Annotated in this window: 14 protein-coding genes; 8 read left to right on the plus strand and 6 right to left on the minus strand. The window is 42.3% G+C overall.

Translation table 11 applies throughout. The annotated features are described in order from the left end of the window. The first annotated feature begins 237 nt into the window (after positions 1-237). The gene (locus L2703_RS11765) at positions 238-3,420 is read left to right on the plus strand and encodes an amidohydrolase family protein (RefSeq protein ID WP_248971287.1); all 3,183 of its coding nucleotides are present in this window, start codon (positions 238-240) and stop codon (positions 3,418-3,420) included. Positions 3,421-3,485: 65 nt separating this feature from the next. Here L2703_RS11765 and L2703_RS11770 read toward each other — a convergent pair whose 3' ends face one another. Next, positions 3,486-4,049, minus strand: a complete 564-nt coding sequence (locus tag L2703_RS11770; RefSeq protein ID WP_248971288.1) for a DNA-3-methyladenine glycosylase I — start codon at positions 4,047-4,049, stop codon at positions 3,486-3,488. Positions 4,050-4,161: 112 nt separating this feature from the next. Between L2703_RS11770 and glyQ the strand changes: the two genes are divergently transcribed. Together glyQ and glyS are read left to right on the plus strand one after the other, a co-directional pair. Continuing rightward, complete coding sequence (glyQ, locus tag L2703_RS11775) at positions 4,162-5,067, plus strand: glycine--tRNA ligase subunit alpha (protein ID WP_248971289.1); 906 nt, start codon at positions 4,162-4,164, stop codon at positions 5,065-5,067. A gap of 9 nt (positions 5,068-5,076) precedes the next feature. Next, positions 5,077-7,161 carry a glycine--tRNA ligase subunit beta gene (gene glyS, locus L2703_RS11780; protein WP_248971290.1) on the plus strand — a complete coding sequence of 695 codons (2,085 nt, stop codon included), beginning with the start codon at positions 5,077-5,079 and terminating at the stop codon, positions 7,159-7,161. A 218-nt stretch (positions 7,162-7,379) separates the two neighbouring features. On the opposite strand, the gene L2703_RS11785 is transcribed toward glyS, so the two are convergent. The 5 genes from L2703_RS11785 to dnaA all read right to left on the minus strand — a co-directional run bounded on the left by L2703_RS11785 (position 7,380) and on the right by dnaA (position 14,639). Beyond that, positions 7,380-8,432 (minus strand): HDOD domain-containing protein, encoded by a 1,053-nt coding sequence (locus L2703_RS11785; RefSeq protein WP_248971291.1) that lies wholly within the window; start codon positions 8,430-8,432, stop codon positions 7,380-7,382. A gap of 98 nt (positions 8,433-8,530) precedes the next feature. Continuing rightward, on the minus strand, positions 8,531-10,948 hold the full coding sequence (gene gyrB / locus L2703_RS11790) for a DNA topoisomerase (ATP-hydrolyzing) subunit B (RefSeq protein ID WP_248971292.1): 2,418 nt from the start codon (positions 10,946-10,948) through the stop codon (positions 8,531-8,533). Positions 10,949-10,963: 15 nt separating this feature from the next. Next, on the minus strand, positions 10,964-12,046 hold the full coding sequence (recF, locus tag L2703_RS11795; RefSeq protein ID WP_248971293.1) for a DNA replication/repair protein RecF: 1,083 nt from the start codon (positions 12,044-12,046) through the stop codon (positions 10,964-10,966). 88 nt (positions 12,047-12,134) lie between these two features. Then, a complete protein-coding gene (gene dnaN, locus L2703_RS11800) occupies positions 12,135-13,235 on the minus strand; it encodes a DNA polymerase III subunit beta (RefSeq protein WP_248971294.1) in 1,101 nt (366 codons plus the stop codon). A gap of 18 nt (positions 13,236-13,253) precedes the next feature. Beyond that, positions 13,254-14,639: a chromosomal replication initiator protein DnaA gene (gene dnaA, locus L2703_RS11805; protein ID WP_248971295.1), complete on the minus strand. Its 1,386-nt coding sequence runs from the start codon at positions 14,637-14,639 to the stop codon at positions 13,254-13,256. Between the two features lie 445 nt (positions 14,640-15,084). On the opposite strand from dnaA, the gene rpmH reads away from it, so the two are divergent. From rpmH to mnmE, 5 genes are all read left to right on the plus strand, one after another. After that, positions 15,085-15,222, plus strand: a complete 138-nt coding sequence (gene rpmH, locus L2703_RS11810; protein WP_011070423.1) for a 50S ribosomal protein L34 — start codon at positions 15,085-15,087, stop codon at positions 15,220-15,222. Positions 15,223-15,234: 12 nt separating this feature from the next. Next, on the plus strand, positions 15,235-15,591 hold the full coding sequence (gene rnpA / locus L2703_RS11815) for a ribonuclease P protein component (RefSeq protein ID WP_248971296.1): 357 nt from the start codon (positions 15,235-15,237) through the stop codon (positions 15,589-15,591). Beyond that, positions 15,558-15,812 carry a membrane protein insertion efficiency factor YidD gene (gene yidD / locus L2703_RS11820; RefSeq protein ID WP_188739966.1) on the plus strand — a complete coding sequence of 85 codons (255 nt, stop codon included), beginning with the start codon at positions 15,558-15,560 and terminating at the stop codon, positions 15,810-15,812. The genes rnpA and yidD overlap by 34 nt, the downstream gene beginning before the upstream one ends. Before the next feature lie 3 nt (positions 15,813-15,815). Beyond that, complete coding sequence (gene yidC, locus L2703_RS11825) at positions 15,816-17,444, plus strand: membrane protein insertase YidC (protein ID WP_248971297.1); 1,629 nt, start codon at positions 15,816-15,818, stop codon at positions 17,442-17,444. A 95-nt stretch (positions 17,445-17,539) separates the two neighbouring features. Continuing rightward, the gene (gene mnmE, locus L2703_RS11830; RefSeq protein WP_248971298.1) at positions 17,540-18,901 is read left to right on the plus strand and encodes a tRNA uridine-5-carboxymethylaminomethyl(34) synthesis GTPase MnmE; all 1,362 of its coding nucleotides are present in this window, start codon (positions 17,540-17,542) and stop codon (positions 18,899-18,901) included. The last annotated feature ends 16 nt before the right edge of the window (positions 18,902-18,917 follow it).

Consider the following 18,917-nt stretch of genomic DNA (forward strand, 5'->3'; position numbering starts at 1 on the left):
GCCATAACTTAATGCCTGTTAATCACTAATAGGCATTTTTGTTAACCTCTGTCATCAATTGAAACAGATTTGTTGTACACCTCATCGACGAATTATGCGATAAAGGGTCATTCTAAAAAAAACACTCGCAATAAAGCCATATACGAATGGTCTAATTCTATTGTACATCATAAAATTAGACGAGTATTGAGCTTGATTAAATCCACAAAAGTAAAACGACAACGGATAATCTACGCCATGTTAACGCAAAAAATAACTCCACTTTATACAGCTGTGGCCCTTTCTCTGGGGCTTTCTAATATTGCCTTTGCCGAAGACGAAAAAGCCAAATGGCAAGTCAATGCACCAGAAAAAGCACCACTAACTCAAATTGACATCAATGTGACGGAAGGCACATGGATGAATGTTAACGTATCGCCAGACGGTAAACATATCGTATTTGACCTACTAGGTGATATTTATCAAATGCCAATCTCGGGCGGCGAAGCCAAACCATTAGCGCAGGGAATCGCCTGGCAAATGCAGCCTGTTTACAGCCCTGATGGAAAATACATTGCCTTCACAAGTGATGAAGATGGTGGCGATAATATTTGGGTTATGAACGCAGATGGCTCAAATCCACATCCAGTCACTAAAGAAACCTTCAGATTACTGAATAGCCCAGCTTGGAGCCCAGATTCTCAGTACCTAGTGGCACGTAAACATTTTACTGGCACACGCAGCTTAGGTGCTGGTGAAGTTTGGATGTATCACGTGGCTGGCGGTGAAGGTGTTAAATTAACCGAGCGCCCAAACGAACAAAAGGATTTAGGTGAGCCGGCCTACTCACCAGACGGCCGCTACATTTACTTTAGCCAGGACGCAACGCCAGGTAAAACCTTTCACTACTCAAAAGACTCAGTAAAAGGCATCTACAAAATTAAGCGTTATGACACCCAAACTGGCGATATCGAAGTATTGATTGAAGGTACCGGTGGTGCAATCCGCCCAACGCCAAGTCCAGACGGTAAAACCATGGCTTACATTAAACGCGATGGTTTTCAGTCGACACTGTATTCACTTGATTTAAAGTCTGGTGAAGAAACAAAACTCTATGACAAACTTGATCGGGATATGCAAGAAACATGGGCAATTCATGGTGTGTACCCAACCATGTCGTGGACCAAAGACAACAAGCACATAATATTTTGGGCCAAAGGCAAAATTAATCAGCTTGATGTTAACAGTAAGCAAATTACAGACATTCCCTTTAGCATCAAAACGCAACGCGACATTCAACCTGCTGTGCGCTTTACACAAAACCTTGATCAGGATGATTTTGATGTAAAAATGTTACGTATGGCACAAGTATCACCTGACGGTGAAAAAGTGGTATTTGAAGCCTTAGGTAAAATTTGGATCCGCGATATCAAAGACGGTAAACATAAGCGCCTTACTCGTTTAGATGATGATATTAATGAGCTATTTCCGCAGTGGTCACGCGACGGTAAAGACATTGTATTTACAACCTGGAATGACCAACAACAAGGTAGCGTGAGTGTGATCAGTGCACGAGGCGGTAAAGCCAAAGTATTAACCAGTGAGCCAGGTAAATACGTTGAGCCAACCTTCTCTCCTAATGGCGACTATATTGTTTATCGTAAAGCACGTGGCGGTTATATGACACCACGCACCTGGTCACAAGAGCCGGGTTTATACAAAGTCGATATCAAAGGTAAAAAAACTACCAAGCTAACCGCCAGCGGTCACCAACCACAATTTGGTGCAGATTCAGACCGAGTGTACTTTATGGACTTTGGTAAAACGCCTGAGTTTGCTTCAATCGGCATGAATGGTTTTGAAAAGCGTACCCACTACACTAGCGACCACGCCACAGAGTTTCGTTTATCACCTAATGGGGAGCATCTCGCATTCGCAGAACGCTTTAGAGTATATGTCACTCCGTTTGCTAAGCACGGCGAAACCATCGCCATTGGACCTAAAGCAACAAACTTACCTATCACTCAGTTAAGTGCTCGTGCGGGAGAAAGTATTAGCTGGAACGGTAAAAATAATCAACTGTACTGGACATTAGGCCCTGAACTATATCAAGCCGATGTAGACACTCAATATACTAAATCTGATACAAAAGTTGATCCTCAAATAACGCCAATAGGGTTTAAAGATAAAGCTGATGTTCCACGTGGAACAGTGGCGTTTACCGGTGGTAAAGTTATCACCATGGAAAACGATCAGGTGATTGATAATGGTGTCGTTATCGTAAAAGACAACAAGATTGTCAGTGTTGGAGACTCAAATACCGCAATTCCTGAAAATGCCCAAGTAATCGATATTAGTGGCAAAACCATTATGCCTGGCTTATTTGATGCACATGCCCATGGTGGTCAAGCAGACGATGAAATTATCCCGCAGCAAAACTGGGCTTTATATTCTGGCTTATCCCTTGGGGTTACTTCTATTCATGACCCATCAAATGATACTACCGAAATTTTTGCCGCGTCTGAGCAACAAAAAGCGGGCAAAATTGTTGGCCCACGTATTTTCTCCACCGGTACCATTTTGTATGGTGCAAACCTACCCGGTTACACCTCGCATGTTGATTCATTAGACGATGCCAAGTTTCACCTAGAGCGTCTTAAAAAAGTCGGCGCATTCAGTGTTAAAAGCTACAACCAACCTCGTCGAGATCAACGTCAGCAAATTATTGCCGCTGCGCGAGAACTTGAAATGATGGTAGTACCTGAGGGTGGTAGTTTATTACAGCACAACTTGTCAATGGCGGCTGATGGACACACCACCTTAGAACACTCATTACCTGTGGCATCTATTTACAGTGACATTAAGCAATTTTGGAGCCAGACCAAAGTTAACTACACGCCAACACTTGTTGTGTCTTATGGGGGCATATCGGGTGAACATTACTGGTACGACAAAACCGATGTCTGGGCTCATCCACGTTTAAGCATGTACGTACCACATGACATTTTAGATGCACGCTCAATGCGCAGAACCACCGCACCAGATGAACACTATAACCATTTTAATGTTGCCAGAGTTGCAAACGAGCTTAATGATTTAGGTGTGAAAGTAAATATTGGTGCTCATGGACAGCGTGAAGGTTTAGCGGCTCATTGGGAAATGTGGATGTTTGCACAAGGCGGCATGACTAATATGGACGTACTGAAAACGGCAACCATAAATCCAGCAACCACCTTTGGCATGGACCATCAATTAGGATCGATTAAAGTAGGTAAGCTTGCTGATTTAATCGTGATAGATGGTAATCCATTAGCCGATATCCGCAGTACCGACAAAGTGACATACACCATGATTAACGGTAAGTTATTTGATTCAGAAACAATGAATCAACTTAATGGTGATAAACATAAACGTAAGCCATTTTTCTTTGAAAAAAACTAACGGTTAATCTCTACACAAAAAAAGGGTGTTCCACGTGGAACACCCTTTTTAATTGGTATAATAAACTAATACTGGCCGTGACAATGACAGTCTGTAGTATGATCGTTTACCATCCCAACAGCCTGCATAAAGGCATAACAAATTGTGGGACCAACAAAGTTAAAACCAAGTTTTTTTAACGCCTTAGACATCGCCTCAGACTCTGGGGTTTGTGCCGGTACCTGGCTTAATGAGGTAAACTGATTCACCTTCGGAGCACCACCCACAAAGCTCCATAAAAAAGCCGAAAAATCATTCCCCTGTTCAACAAATGCCAAATACGCTTTAGCGTTTTTGATGATCGAGTTTATTTTTAATCGGTTACGCACAATCCCAGGCTCTAGCATTAATGCTTCAACTCTGTCTTGGTCAAACTCAGCAATCAAACTAGGCTCAAAACCAGCAAACAATAGCTCATAGTTTTGCTGTTTTTTTAAAATGGTAATCCACGACAAACCGGCTTGCTGACCATCCAAACATAGCTTGGCAAACAACTGCTTGGCATCGTATTCAGGCCGGCCCCAAACCTTATCGTGATAATCTTGATATAAAGGATCTTCACTTACCCAGCCACATCGGTTAACTTGCATGGTATGGTTCCATTAACGTTTTTATTCATACGTTAAAAAATAACCTACATCTGCCTTGCTCTACAAGGTATAATCATTACCATTTTCTATTAATAGCCTGATAGCAGTAGACATGACGACGAAACACGACGTAAAGACATTTCAGGGTTTCATCCTAACCCTTCAGGAATATTGGGCGCAGCAAGGTTGCGCAATTGTCCAGCCTCTAGATATGGAAGTTGGCGCAGGGACTTTCCACCCACAGACGTTCTTACGCTCATTAGGCCCAGAGCCAATGAGTAGCGCATACGTGCAACCGTCTCGCCGTCCAACCGATGGCCGCTACGGTGAAAACCCAAACCGCTTACAACATTACTACCAGTTCCAAGTAGTACTAAAGCCATCACCAGATAACATTCAAGAGCTTTATTTAGGCTCACTAGAAGCCTTAGGTATCGATACTAAAATACACGATATTCGCTTTGTAGAAGATAACTGGGAATCTCCAACATTAGGTGCTTGGGGTTTAGGTTGGGAAGTGTGGCTTAACGGTATGGAAGTAACGCAGTTTACTTACTTCCAGCAAGTCGGTGGTCTTGAATGCAGTCCTGTCACCGGCGAAATCACTTATGGCCTTGAGCGTTTAGCCATGTACATACAAGAAGTCGACAGTGTATACGATCTTGTTTGGACCGATGGCCCACTTGGACGAGTGACCTATGGTGACATATTCCATCAAAATGAAGTCGAGCAATCGACATATAACTTCGAACATGCCGATGTAGACTTTATGTTTACCCTGTTCGATCAATGCGAAAAAATGTGCCAGCACTTATTATCGCTAGAAAAACCTCTACCACTACCTGCTTACGAGCAAGTCATGAAGGCGTCGCACGCTTTCAACTTACTTGATGCTCGCCACGCCATTTCGGTCACTGAACGTCAACGCTATATTTTGCGTGTACGTACCATGGCCAAAGGTGTAGCAGAATCTTATTATCAAGCACGTGAAGCACTTGGCTTCCCTATGTGTAAGTAGAGGTAACCAATGAAATTTGAAAACTTACTCATTGAGGTGGGTACCGAAGAGTTACCGCCAAAGTCACTACGTACTTTGGCCGAATCTTTTTTAGCAAACTTTACCGATGAACTCACCAAAGCAGACTTACCTTTTGACTCTGCTCTTTGGTATGCAGCACCTCGCCGTTTAGCCATTAACATTATTGGCTTAGCTCAAGCGCAAGCAGATAAAGTCGTTGAAAAACGTGGTCCAGCAGTGAGTTCGGCATTTGATGCAGACGGCAACCCAACAAAAGCGGCACAAGGTTGGGCACGTGGTAACGGTATTACCGTTGACCAAGCTGAACGCCTAGTCACCGACAAAGGCGAATGGCTAGTTCATCAGGCAAAAATTGTTGGTGTAGACACAAAAAGCCTGATTGCAGACATGGCACAACGTGCACTTGATAAACTGCCTATCCCCAAGCCAATGCGCTGGGGCAGTAATAAAACCCAATTTATTCGCCCAGTACACACAATAACCATGTTACTAGGCAGCGAGTTAGTTGATGGTGAATTACTCGGCATTAAGTCAGATAGAGTTATTCGTGGTCATCGCTTTATGGGCCAAGCCACGTTTGAGCTAGACCATGCCGACAACTATTTAGCTGCACTAAAAGAGCAAGGAAAAGTACTAGCTGACTTCCATTTACGTAAATCAATAATCAAAGCAGATGCAGAAGCCGCAGCGGCTAAGATTGGTGGCGTAGCCGATATACAAGAAGACTTACTTGAAGAAGTGGCCTCATTGGTTGAATGGCCAATTGTGTTAACCGCTCACTTTGAAGAAAAGTTTTTAGCCGTACCTTCTGAAGCACTGGTTTACACCATGAAAGGCGATCAGAAATACTTCCCAGTATTTGATAACACTGGCAAGTTATTACCTAACTTTATCTTTGTCACCAATATAGAATCTAAAGATCCACAACAGATTATTGCTGGTAACGAAAAGGTCGTTCGTCCTCGCCTAGCCGATGCTGAATTCTTCTTTAATACAGATAAAAAACACACTCTAGAGTCACGTTTAACTAGCCTAGAAACCGTGGTGTTTCAAAAACAACTTGGTACCTTAAAAGCGCGAGTTGAACGTATTTCTGAATTAGCAGGGTTTATTGCTACCGAGCTTAATAGCCAAGGTGTAAACACCAACAGTGCTGATGCAAGCCGCGCCGGCCTATTGTCTAAAACCGACTTAATGACCAACATGGTGATGGAGTTTACTGACACCCAAGGCACCATGGGAATGCATTATGCTCGCCTAGACGGTGAAACAGATGCCGTTGCTATTGCTTTAGAAGAGCAATACAAACCCAAGTTTTCTGGCGACACGGTACCAACGGCAAGCGTGTCATGCGCGGTTGCCTTGGCTGAAAAGCTAGATACCTTAGTGGGAATCTTTGGTATTGGCCAAGCCCCTAAAGGTGCTGCAGATCCTTTCGCACTTCGCCGTGCTGCTATTGGTATTTTACGTATTATTGTTGAAAACAACTTACCACTGGATTTAGTCGACTTAATTGCTAAAGCACAAGCGTTACACGGTGAGAATGTTAGCAATGTAAGTACTGCCGAAGACGTGCTTGAGTTTTTAATGGCGCGTTTCCGTAGCTGGTATCAAGACAAAGGCATTCAAGTTGATGTGATTTTAGCAGTATTGGCTCGTCGCCCAACCCGTCCTGCAGATTTTGACAGTCGCGTTAAAGCAGTTTCACATTTCCGCGGATTAGAGGCCTCTACAGCACTAGCTGCGGCCAATAAGCGTGTGTCTAACATCTTGGCCAAAGTTGAAGGCGAATTGCCGGCAAACATCAACCAAGCACTATTGGCTGAAACCGCTGAAAAAGCGTTAGCTGATAAACTCGCGCAGTTACAACCCCAGTTGGCACCGTTATTTGCCAATGCGGATTACCAGCAAGCATTAACATTATTGGCCGATTTACGTGAAAGCGTGGATTTGTTCTTTGAAGATGTAATGGTAATGGCTGACGATGAAGCATTAAAAAATAACCGCCTTGCGTTATTAACGAATCTTCGTGAGCAGTTTTTACATGTCGCGGATATTTCACTGCTACAATAAGGTGAAATGTCTGCAATAAAAAGCGCCGAAAGGCGCTTTTTTATTGCTTATCTAAAATAATTAATACCAATCAAGAATAAATAAGTGATCAGCGATTGCGTAGCAAAAATCGCTTAAAACAAGGAATAAAGTTGTTCTAGCGTCAACATTTATAACAAAGTGATAAACGATGTTAGCCAGTAAGCATGATCACATTTTGTGCAGATTGGTATAACACACTAAAATTTTATTAATTTTTGGTGTAACTCAGAAAACTCTTCTTCAGTTAATTCTACTTGCGCTAATAAAACCACTAACGCAGAGTGAGGTAATTTATCAAACTGCAGCAACATAGAACATTCGCTAATAATATTCGCTTTCCAAATAATTAACGCAATATCGTCGCTAGGCTTAACATGGGTATTAGCTAACACATTTAAAGGGGTTTCAAAGTGCGATGGAAGCTGCCAATAACGCGCTAATAATGCACTTAAGGTAAGTGATTTGGTGGTCATTACCTGCTTAAACAACGCAGAGTTTGGCTGCTCACCAGGTTCTGCCTGATAAAAGGCGTCTAGCAATAATTTGAATATGGCAATTTTGCCTACATCATGCAGTAGCCCTAATATAAAAATACTATCGCGCTGCTCTTTAGGAGCCAGCTCACTCGCTAAAAATGCGACCTGCATTGAATGTCGCCACACTTCAGCACCAAATCGTCTAAAATAAATTGGCTTAATATCGATTAATTCACGTGCCAAACACGTTGTAATAAATTGCCGCAACTGCACTCGTCCTACAAGCACTAAAGCTTGCTGAATACTTGTTACATCGTTTTCTGCTCTTTTAAAAGCAGGTGAATTACATAACTTAAGTACTTCGACACACAGCAGTGGATCTTGCTCGATAAGCAGAATTAACTCTTGAATATCTATCTCATCGTCAGCAAGTTTTTTATCTAGTTCCAGAATTTTATTAGGCAGCTTTAATACATTTTCAGCAATATCTTGAGGCGAGCTTAACGCCAACTCAATACTTTGCATTACATTACGCTCAAGGTTATTGGCAATACCCTCTGAGCCTGTGTGATTAGTCGTAAACAATAAACTGTAAAACAATGCAGATAAATCAAGCTGCGATTCTGCAGCTAATTTAGGACTGACCTCAATAACCGGGCTAAACTTTTTCTGACTTGTTTGCTGACGTTTTTCACCAGACGTTTTGCCCGTAAATTTAACTTGTTCGGTGCGGTCACGAATATTGAATAATTTTTTAAATAAACCAGTAACCACAGAAACGAACCTTATAAGCAATTAAATAAACACTATTATAACCATAGCAATAAATACAAAAAAGGGTGCCATTTGGCACCCTTTTTCACTAAAAAAATTTACACATCTAAGTTAGCAACGTTCAATGCGTTAGTTTCAATAAACTCTCGACGAGGCTCAACTTGGTCACCCATTAGGCAGGTAAACAATTGATCTGCCGCTACCGCATCTTCAATAGTAACGCGTAACATACGGCGAGATTCAGGATCCATTGTCGTTTCCCACAATTGCTCTGGGTTCATTTCACCCAATCCTTTATAACGCTGTATGTATAAGCCTCGTTTGGCTTCACTCATGGTCCAGTCTAACGCTTCTAAGAAGCTTTCGACTTCTTTAACCCGCTCACCACGCTGAACGTAACCACCCTCTTCAATCATACCGTTAAGTGCAGCGCCCAATTTGGCAATTCGCACATAATCAGTTGAAGTAAAAAAGTCGTAACCAAATAAGAAGCTGGTATCAATGCCATGCTTACGAATCGTCACATTTGGGATATACACTTTACGCTCTGGATCTAAAATCACGTTAGCAGAAAAAATAATACCACTACTTTCACGCTCAACGAGATCGTCAATAAAGGCTTTACACCATGCCGTCATTTGCGCTTCATCGCCTAGCATCGCTAACGTCACTTCTGGGTGATATAACATGCGATCGGTTAAGTTCATCGGGAAACGTTTTTCTAGACGTTTAACGATTTTTTCAACTTCACGATACTGATTAACCAAACGCTCTAAAGGCTCACCGCTCATCCCGGGCGCACCTTGGCTTGGGTAAATATGAGTGCCTTCCAACGCTTGTGTTGTTAGGTATTCAGTCAGCGCAAGTTCATCTTTTAAGTATTGTTCTTGTTTGCCTTTTTTCACTTTATACAGTGGTGGCTGGGCAATATACACATACCCACGTTCAATCAATTCAGGCATTTGACGGAAAAAGAAGGTCAACAGCAAAGTACGAATGTGCGAGCCGTCGACGTCAGCATCGGTCATGATAACGATGTTATGGTAACGAGTTTTATCTGGGTTGTATTCGTCGCGACCAATACCACAACCTAATGCAGTAATTAAGGTGGCCACCTCTTGTGACGATAACATTTTGTCAAAACGCGCTTTTTCAACGTTTAAGATTTTACCTTTTAGAGGCAAAATTGCTTGGTTTTTACGGTTACGTCCCTGCTTGGCTGAACCGCCAGCAGAGTCACCTTCCACTATGTATATTTCAGAAAGACCTGGGTCTTTCTCTTGGCAGTCAGCCAGTTTGCCCGGCAGGCCGCCTAAATCTAATGCGCCTTTACGACGAGTCATTTCACGCGCTTTACGAGCAGCTTCGCGTGCGCGAGCAGCATCAACAATTTTACCAACAATTAATTTAGCATCGGCAGGATTTTCTAATAGGTAATCATTCAACTGCTCACCCATGGTTTGCTCAACAGCGCTTTTCACTTCGCTAGACACTAATTTGTCTTTAGTCTGTGAGCTAAACTTAGGATCCGGCACTTTTACCGATATAACCGCAGTTAAGCCTTCACGTGCATCGTCACCGGTTGCATTCGTTTTGCCTTTTTTGTTGTACCCTTCACGTTCCATGTAAGTGTTTAGGTTACGGGTCAACGCACCGCGAAAACCCGCTAAGTGAGTACCACCGTCACGCTGTGGAATGTTATTGGTAAAACAGAAAATGTTTTCTTGATAACCATCGTTCCATTGCATTGCGACTTCAACGGTAATGCCGTCTTCACGCTCTTGTGAGAAATGGAACACATCTTTATTTACTGGAGTCTTATTGCGGTTGAGGTAATGCACAAATGCACTAATACCGCCTTCGTATTTAAAGAACTCATCTTTGTTATCGCGCTCGTCAACTAAACGAATACCAACACCTGAGTTTAAAAAAGACAACTCACGTACACGCTTAGCTAAAATATCAAAGTGAAACTCAACATCCGAAAAGGTTTGAGCACTTGGCCAAAAACGAATTTCGGTACCGGTTTTAACGGCATCGCCAATTTCTTTAATCGGTTCGTTCGGTACACCATGAGTATAAAATTGCTCGTAAATTTTACCGGCACGACGAATCGTTAGCTGTAATTTTTCTGATAAGGCGTTAACAACCGACACACCCACGCCGTGAAGACCACCCGATACTTTATACGAGTTATCATCAAATTTACCGCCAGCATGTAATACCGTCATGATAACTTCAGCAGCAGATACACCTTCTTCTTCATGAATAGAGACAGGAATACCACGACCATCATCTTTTACAGAAACAGAACCGTCTGAGTGAATAGTAATGGTGATATCGCTACAATGGCCGGCTAAAGCTTCATCGATAGAGTTATCGACCACTTCGAATACCATGTGATGAAGACCCGTGCCGTCATCAGTATCACCAATGTACATACCAGGTCTCTTACGGACTGCATCAAGGCCTTTTAATACCTTGATACTCGAAGAATCGTAACTATTCTCTGACATATTTCTCTCTCGTTGTTATTCAATAACCGTTACCTGCCCATGCTCCACATGAAACATCCTGTTGGGAGGGCGAGATAACGAATCGACTATTGCTAGCGGATCAATTGCGGTGACAAAAATTTGCGCACCGGTTTCGGTTAACTGCTGAAGCAATAGCTGCCTATGCTGTGCATCCAACTCTGACGGTAAATCGTCTACTAAATAAATACTGTTTTTATTTAGTTGTTGTTTGAGCAACTTTCCCTGTGCAATACGCAGTGCACAGACTAATAATTTTAATTGTCCACGGGATAGCGCATCTTGAACAGGCAAATTACCCACTCGCAAACGTAAGTCTGCTTTATGAGGCCCGCTCCCCGTGTTACCTGCGGCAATATCTCGCGAATATTGATTTTCAAGTAATTGCGAAAAATCCGTTTTGCTGTCCCATCCTCGGGTAAAAGAAACCTTAATATCAACCTGAGGTAAAAACCTTCCGATTATACCCTTAAGTAGCTCATTTAACGAGTCTACATATTGATTTCGTATGTCGGTAACTTGTTCAGCATACCGCACCAGCTCCTTATCCCAAAATTGTATTTGGCTATAAGGTGATTGATTTCTAAGCAACTGATTGCGTTGCTTTAATACCTTGCGAACATTCACCCATGCTTGATAAAAATGCGGGTCAGAATGAAATGCCCCCCAATCAATAAATTGCCTACGGGCTTTTGGCCCTTCAAACAATAGAGAAAAACTTTCTGGAGTAATAACTTGAATAGGTAAGGTTTCTGCCAATGTAGATAAGCGTTTTACTTTCTCGCCATTAATTTTAACTTCAATGTCGCCACTTCTATGCCGTCTAAGGCCTATTTTACAGTCATTTTCGTCTTGAATAAGGTTGGCAAACAGGGTGAGTTTGTCGTCATCATTATTAATGACCCGTTGCGATAAATGGCTACGAAACGAACGCCCCATCCCTAAAAAGTAAATCGCCTCTAAAACACTGGTTTTACCGCTGCCATTTTGACCATAGATCAAATTTAATCCGTCACTAGGATTAAGTGTTGCGGTGGTAATGTTTCGAAATGAACCAATGGTAATACGCGATAAACTCATGAACACCTATTGTGATAGCCAAATAAAGCGGTAGAGACAAAGAAGGTGCTTAACAGCACCTTTCATTTAGTTTATACCCAATAACGTATTACAAACGCATTGGCATCACCACATACATAGAATCTTCTTCTTTGTGGTTCTCAATTAACGCACTCGAATTACCATCAATCAGGGTGATACGCACATCATCACTGGCCAAATTATTGAGTACATCGAGCAAATAACTCACATTAAAACCAATCTCAAGCTTGTCTGAATCGTATTCAATATCAATAATTTCTTCGGCTTCTTCTTGCTCAGGGTTATTGGCGGTAATCTTTAATAAACCAGGTTCAAGCTGTATACGCACACCGCGGAATTTTTCATTCGATAAAATAGAGGCACGGGTTAACGCTTGTTTTAATTGATTACGGCTGGCAATAACCACCTTGTTGCCACCTTTTGGTAACACCCGACGATAATCAGGAAAACGGCCGTCAACCAACTTACTGGTAAAGACTGCAGAACTGGTAATCGCGCGAATCGCGTTGTCGCCAATAGCAATGGTAATGTCCTGGTCGTCGCTTTCAAGCAAACGGGCCATTTCAACAACCCCTTTACGAGGCACAATCACTTGTTTTTCGGGCAGTGTGACATCAACATTACGATGGCTCAATGCTAGACGGTGCCCATCGGTAGCAATCGCTCGCAACACGTTACCTTCGGTTTCAAACAATAAACCATTGAGGTAATAACGCACATCTTGGTTAGCCATTGAAAACTGGGTTGAATCGATAATTGACTTCAGCACACCTTGCTTGAGGCTAAATTCAATATCTGCTTGGAATGCTTCAACATTAGGGTAGTCTTCAGCCGGTAGTGTTGCCAATGAGAAACGACTGCGACCAGAGCGTAGTAACCATTTATTATCTTGCTGCTCAACTTTTAGCTCGCTTTGTTCAGGTAGCGACTTAACAATGTCGAGCAGTTTTTTAGCTGGCACAGTTGTGCGGCCAATCTCTATTTCGCCATGAATTGCCGCCTGACCGACTAACTCAACTTCTAAATCTGTTCCTGTCAGCTTAAGTGAGTCTTCACTAACCTCTACTAGCAAGTTGGCTAAAATGGGTAGATTATGTCTGCGTTCTACCGCTCCACACACCAGTTGCAGCGGTTTTAATAGGGCATCCCTATCAATTGAAAATTTCATCGTTCTACATTCCCTGAATTAAGAAGACAAAGTTCTAATCAAGTTAGCGTAATCTTCTTTAATGTCATGACTTTCTTCACGCAGTTGCGCAATTTTACGACAAGCATGTAATACCGTCGTATGATCACGACCACCAAAAGCATCGCCAATTTCAGGCAGACTTTGGTTAGTGAGTTCTTTAGATAGCGCCATCGCCACTTGTCGTGGCCTTGCCACACTACGTGAACGACGTTTAGATAGCATATCTGCCATTTTAATTTTGTAATATTCAGCAACGGTTTTCTGAATATTGTCTATAGTGACTAATTTTTCTTGCAGTGCCAAGAGATCACGTAATGCTTCGCGAACAAAATCAATGGTAATTGGCCGACCAGTGAAGTTAGCGTTAGCTATAACACGATTTAATGCGCCTTCAAGTTCGCGTACGTTTGAACGTAAACGCTTAGCAATAAAGAAAGCCACTTCATCAGGCAAGTTAATGCCACTCTCCTGAGCTTTACGCATTAAAATCGCCACGCGGGTTTCTAATTCTGGTGGCTCAATGGCAACCGTTAACCCCCAACCAAAGCGAGACTTTAAGCGATCTTCTACCCCGTCGATCTCTTTAGGATAACGGTCTGAAGTTAAAATAATTTGGTGATTACCTTCCAATAACGCATTAAAGGTATGAAAAAACTCTTCTTGAGAGCGATCTTTGTTAGCAAAAAATTGAATATCGTCGATAAACAAAGCATCGACACTACGGTAATACCGTTTAAATTCTTCAATGGCGTTATTTTGTAAGGCTTTGACCATGTCCTGTACAAAACGCTCAGAATGCATATACACCACTTTAGCATTGGGATTATTTTTAATGATCCCGTTACCGACGGCATGCAATAAATGAGTTTTACCTAAACCTGTGCCGCCATATAAAAACAATGGGTTATACGCACCACCAGGGTTTTCAGAAACTTGTAATGCGGCCGCTTTACCAAGTTGGTTTGATTTACCCTCAACGAAGTTATCAAACTGATAGGTCGGATTAATGTTACTGCGGTGATTAGCATTAACGATGGGTTCAGCCTGAGTATTAAATGATGTCGTACCAACTTGTGCTCTTGTTTGGTTACTCACAGGCTTAGCGGCAATTGGGGCTTGAGCGACAGGGCGTGCAGACGGACGACTACCAATATCAAAACGCAACTTAGGTGCATCACTGCCCATTTGTTCAGTGAAAAATTGATTTATGATATTAATGTACTTATCGCGTACCCAGTCCAGCACGAAACGATTTGGCGCATACAACACCAACGTATCACCATCCATTTCAGCTTGTAACGGACGGATCCACATACTGAACTGCTGAGCTGATAATTCGTCTTGCAGTCTGCCGATACATTGTTGCCAAAGTGAAACCGCCACTTATTTATCCCCAAATATCTTTAGTCAAAGGAAGTGTATTCTATAGTGAGATCACAATGATCGCTATCCTTAAAAACAGAATTATCCCCAGCAAGATCATTCTGTGTGTATAAAAAGGATCCCAGTGGATCAAATTTGATCCATTTATTATGAATATCATGCAAATCCAGCTTTATTAACGGATCCACATTGATCTATAATACGCCAGCTTTGATCTGCTGTAACAAGTATAAATCCACAATATATAGTGTCTGTACACAGACTTATCCACATATTGTTGTGCTTTTTTATTTACAGAGTCAAAGAAAGATTGGCAGAAATTCATCATATAACCACTTTCGTTATTGACGATAGTAATTAAAGTGATTACAATTCGGCCTCTTTTTTGCCCTTACCTCTAATGTTGGAGTTAAGGTAAATTCACTAACAAAGACGGATTGCCATCATGAGTAAACGTACTTTTCAACCTAGCAACCTGAAGCGCAAGCGTTCTCACGGCTTCCGCGCTCGTATGGCTACAGCAGGTGGCCGTAAGGTGCTTGCACGTCGTCGTGCGAAAGGTCGCGCTCGTTTATCTGCGTAAGTAGATAACTAGGTGACTAGCTATACCTTTACGCGGGAGTTACGTTTGTTAACTCCCGCGCAATTTAAATCTGTATTCTCCAATCCAATCAAAGCATCCTCTGCTGAAATAACTCTGCTCGCTATTCCAAATTCTGAGCTACATCCTCGCTTAGGGTTAACTGTGGCCAAACGTTTTGTTAAACGTGCTAACCAACGTAACCGTATTAAGCGCGTGATTAGAGATAGTTTTCGTTTACATCAACACGATATTCCTAATATCGACATCGTAGTATTAGTCAGAAATGGCGTGATGGAAATGGAAAATGCAGAACTACACAAATTGATAGAAAAGCTATGGCGAAAACTCAGTCGCCGTTACAATGGCTAGCAACCACGGTTATCCGTGGTTATCAAATTTTTATAAGCCCTTTACTGGGACCGAAGTGTCGGTTCGATCCAACTTGTTCTTATTATGCAATTGAAGCAATAAAAACGCATGGAACAGTGAAAGGTAGTTGGTTTGCAATCAAACGCATATTAAAATGTCACCCTTTACATCCCGGCGGTAGCGATCCCGTCCCCCCTAAAAATGACAGGTGTAATAAATAGGCTATGGAATCTCAACGCAATATATTGCTAATCGGCTTGCTGTTTGTCAGCTTTTTAATGTGGCAACAATGGCAAACAGATAAAGCACCTAAACCGGTAGCACAACAAACTGTTACCCAAACAAACACTGCAACCATTAACGGTGCAGATGTTCCAGAAGCAGACTCGACTGGTATGCCAGTGGATATGCCAGCGACAAAAAATTTAATTACCGTTAGCACTGATCAGCTCGATATTAAAATCAGCCCAGTCGGTGGTGACATTGTTTATGCCGCACTTGTTACGCACAAAGTTGAAATTGATAAGGATGATCCTTTTATCATTCTTGAACAAACCAATAATCATACTTATATAGCACAAAGTGGCTTAATTGGTCGTAACGGTATTGATAGTAGTGCCAAAGGCCGTGCCGCCTTTACCGCGCAACAAACCAATTACACTTTAGCTGACGGTCAAGACACACTGTCTGTACCATTAACCTATACAGCTGAAGACGGTGTCACATACGTTAAGACCTTTACTTTTACCCGTGGTCAGTATGATGTAGGCGTTGATTACAGTATTAACAACACTTCAGATACAGCATTACAAGTGCAAATGTATGGTCAAATTAAACAGACCATTAGAGAATCTGAAAGCAGCATGATGATGCCAACCTATCGTGGTGCAGCGTTCTCAACGCAAGATACTCGCTACGAAAAGTATAGTTTTGAAGACATGGCAGACAAAAACCTAGGCAAAGCAACACTAGGTGGTTGGGCTGCAATGTTACAGCACTACTTTGTATCAGCCTGGATCCCACCGGCGACTGATTCAAACACCATCTTCTCAAGTGTAAGTGCTGGTGGCTTAGCTAACATCGGTTTCCGTGGCGCGGTATATGATATTGCACCAGGCACAACACAAAAAATTAGTTCACAATTTTATGTTGGCCCTAAAAACCAAAAAGCCCTTTCTGCTATTTCTGAAACCTTAAACCTAGTGGTTGATTATGGCTTCTTGTGGTGGCTAGCTGTACCTATTCATTGGTTATTGATGTTCTACCAATCGTTTGTGGGTAACTGGGGTATGGCGATTATTTTAATCACCTTAACCGTACGTGGTTTGTTATATCCATTAACCAAAGCACAATACAGCTCAATGGCTAAAATGCGTAATCTACAGCCCAAATTGGCGGAGATGAAAGAACGCTTTGGTGATGACCGTCAAAAGATGGGTCAGGCCATGATGGAACTGTACAAAAAAGAAAAAGTAAACCCAATGGGTGGCTGCTTACCTATTTTGTTACAGATGCCAATCTTCATCGCATTATACTGGGTATTACTCGAAAGCTATGAACTGCGTCATGCACCCTTCATGTTATGGATAGATGACTTATCAGTACAAGATCCATACTATGTATTACCATTATTAATGGGTGTATCAATGTGGCTGATGCAAAAAATGCAGCCAATGGCACCAACAATGGATCCAATGCAAGTGAAAATGATGCAATGGATGCCAGTCATCTTTACTGTGTTCTTCCTATGGTTCCCAGCAGGTCTAGTACTTTACTGGCTAGTGGGTAACTTAGTCGCAATTACTCAGCAAAAGATTATTTATGCAGGTCTTGAGAAAAAAGGCTTAAAATAAGCCCAAGCTCAACAGTTAACTCATTCAGTAGTTAAATGAATAAAAAGGCGGCTTATAAGCCGCCTTTTCCTTTAATGATTTAGCAGGTATTTACCGTGACAACAGACACTATCGTAGCGCAAGCCACAGCACCAGGTCGTGGTGGAGTGGGTATTATTCGTGTATCTGGCGACTTAGCTGCCAATGTAGCCAACGCCATTATTGGTCATGTACCTAAAACCCGTTATGCCGAATATTGTGATTTTAATAGCCACGATGGCCAGGTGATAGACCAGGGGATAGCGCTATTTTTTAAAGGTCCAAATTCGTTTACTGGCGAAGATGTATTAGAGCTACAAGGTCATGGTGGCCAAATCGTACTCGACATGCTAATTAAACGCGTATTAGAGATTGATGGTATTCGTATTGCTAAACCTGGCGAGTTTAGTGAGCAAGCGTTTATGAATGACAAACTCGATTTAACTCAAGCAGAAGCCATTGCCGATTTAATTGATGCCACCAGTGAGCAAGCGGCAAAAAGTGCATTGCAATCACTACAAGGTGAGTTTTCAAAAGAGGTACATGAACTGGTTGAGCAAGTCACTAACCTGCGTTTATATGTAGAAGCTGCGATTGATTTTCCCGATGAAGAAGTCGACTTTTTATCAGACGGTAAAATTGCCAGTGCCTTATATCGAATTATCGACAAACTCACTACTGTCCAAGCCAGTGCAAAGCAAGGTTCAATTATACGTGAAGGCATGAAAGTCGTCATTGCTGGGCGTCCAAATGCCGGCAAATCAAGTTTACTTAATGCCCTTGCAGGTAAAGAGTCAGCCATTGTGACTGAAATAGCCGGCACCACCCGAGACGTACTACGAGAGCATATCCATCTTGATGGCATGCCACTGCATATTATCGACACCGCAGGATTACGCGACACCACAGATACCGTTGAGCAAATTGGTATTGAGCGAGCGTGGGCAGAAATAGCGAGCGCAGATAGAGTGTTGTTTATGGTTGATGGCACCACCACTGATGCGGTTGACCCACATCATATATGGCCTGATTTTATTGACCGTTTACCCTCAAGATTAGGTGTTACCGTTGTGCGTAACAAAGCAGATTTAACCGGCGAAACACTCGAAATGTCACAAGAGCAAGGATACGATGTTTACCGTATCTCTGCCAAAACGGGCCTTGGGGTTGACGAGTTAAAACAGCACCTTAAAACACTTATGGGCTATCAAAGTAATTTAGAAGGCGGCTTTATTGCCCGCCGTCGTCACTTAGAAGCGTTAGAGTTAGCCGCAAGCCACCTACAACTGGGTAAAGAACAACTTGAAGTGTATCTTGCTGGTGAACTGCTGGCCGAAGAGTTACGCATGTGCCAAATGGCACTATCAGAAATTACCGGTAAATTCACGTCAGATGACTTGCTCGGTAAAATCTTTAGCTCCTTCTGTATTGGTAAATAGTGTATTGGTAAACAAA

Source organism: Shewanella basaltis, assembly GCF_023283885.1.
Taxonomy (GTDB): domain Bacteria; phylum Pseudomonadota; class Gammaproteobacteria; order Enterobacterales; family Shewanellaceae; genus Shewanella; species Shewanella basaltis.

Excerpts from the sequence above, each read along its gene's own strand:
- dnaN (WP_248971294.1), bottom strand. The coding sequence starts at position 13,235 with ATGAAATTTTCAATTGATAGGGATGCCCTATTAAAACCGCTGCAACTG.
- rpmH (WP_011070423.1), top strand. The coding sequence starts at position 15,085 with ATGAGTAAACGTACTTTTCAACCTAGCAACCTGAAGCGCAAGCGTTCT.
- glyS (WP_248971290.1), top strand. The coding sequence starts at position 5,077 with ATGAAATTTGAAAACTTACTCATTGAGGTGGGTACCGAAGAGTTACCG.
- glyQ (WP_248971289.1), top strand. The coding sequence starts at position 4,162 with ATGACGACGAAACACGACGTAAAGACATTTCAGGGTTTCATCCTAACC.
- L2703_RS11765 (WP_248971287.1), top strand. The coding sequence starts at position 238 with ATGTTAACGCAAAAAATAACTCCACTTTATACAGCTGTGGCCCTTTCT.
- gyrB (WP_248971292.1), bottom strand. The coding sequence starts at position 10,948 with ATGTCAGAGAATAGTTACGATTCTTCGAGTATCAAGGTATTAAAAGGC.
- yidD (WP_188739966.1), top strand. The coding sequence starts at position 15,558 with ATGGCGAAAACTCAGTCGCCGTTACAATGGCTAGCAACCACGGTTATC.
- yidC (WP_248971297.1), top strand. The coding sequence starts at position 15,816 with ATGGAATCTCAACGCAATATATTGCTAATCGGCTTGCTGTTTGTCAGC.
- recF (WP_248971293.1), bottom strand. The coding sequence starts at position 12,046 with ATGAGTTTATCGCGTATTACCATTGGTTCATTTCGAAACATTACCACC.
- L2703_RS11770 (WP_248971288.1), bottom strand. The coding sequence starts at position 4,049 with ATGCAAGTTAACCGATGTGGCTGGGTAAGTGAAGATCCTTTATATCAA.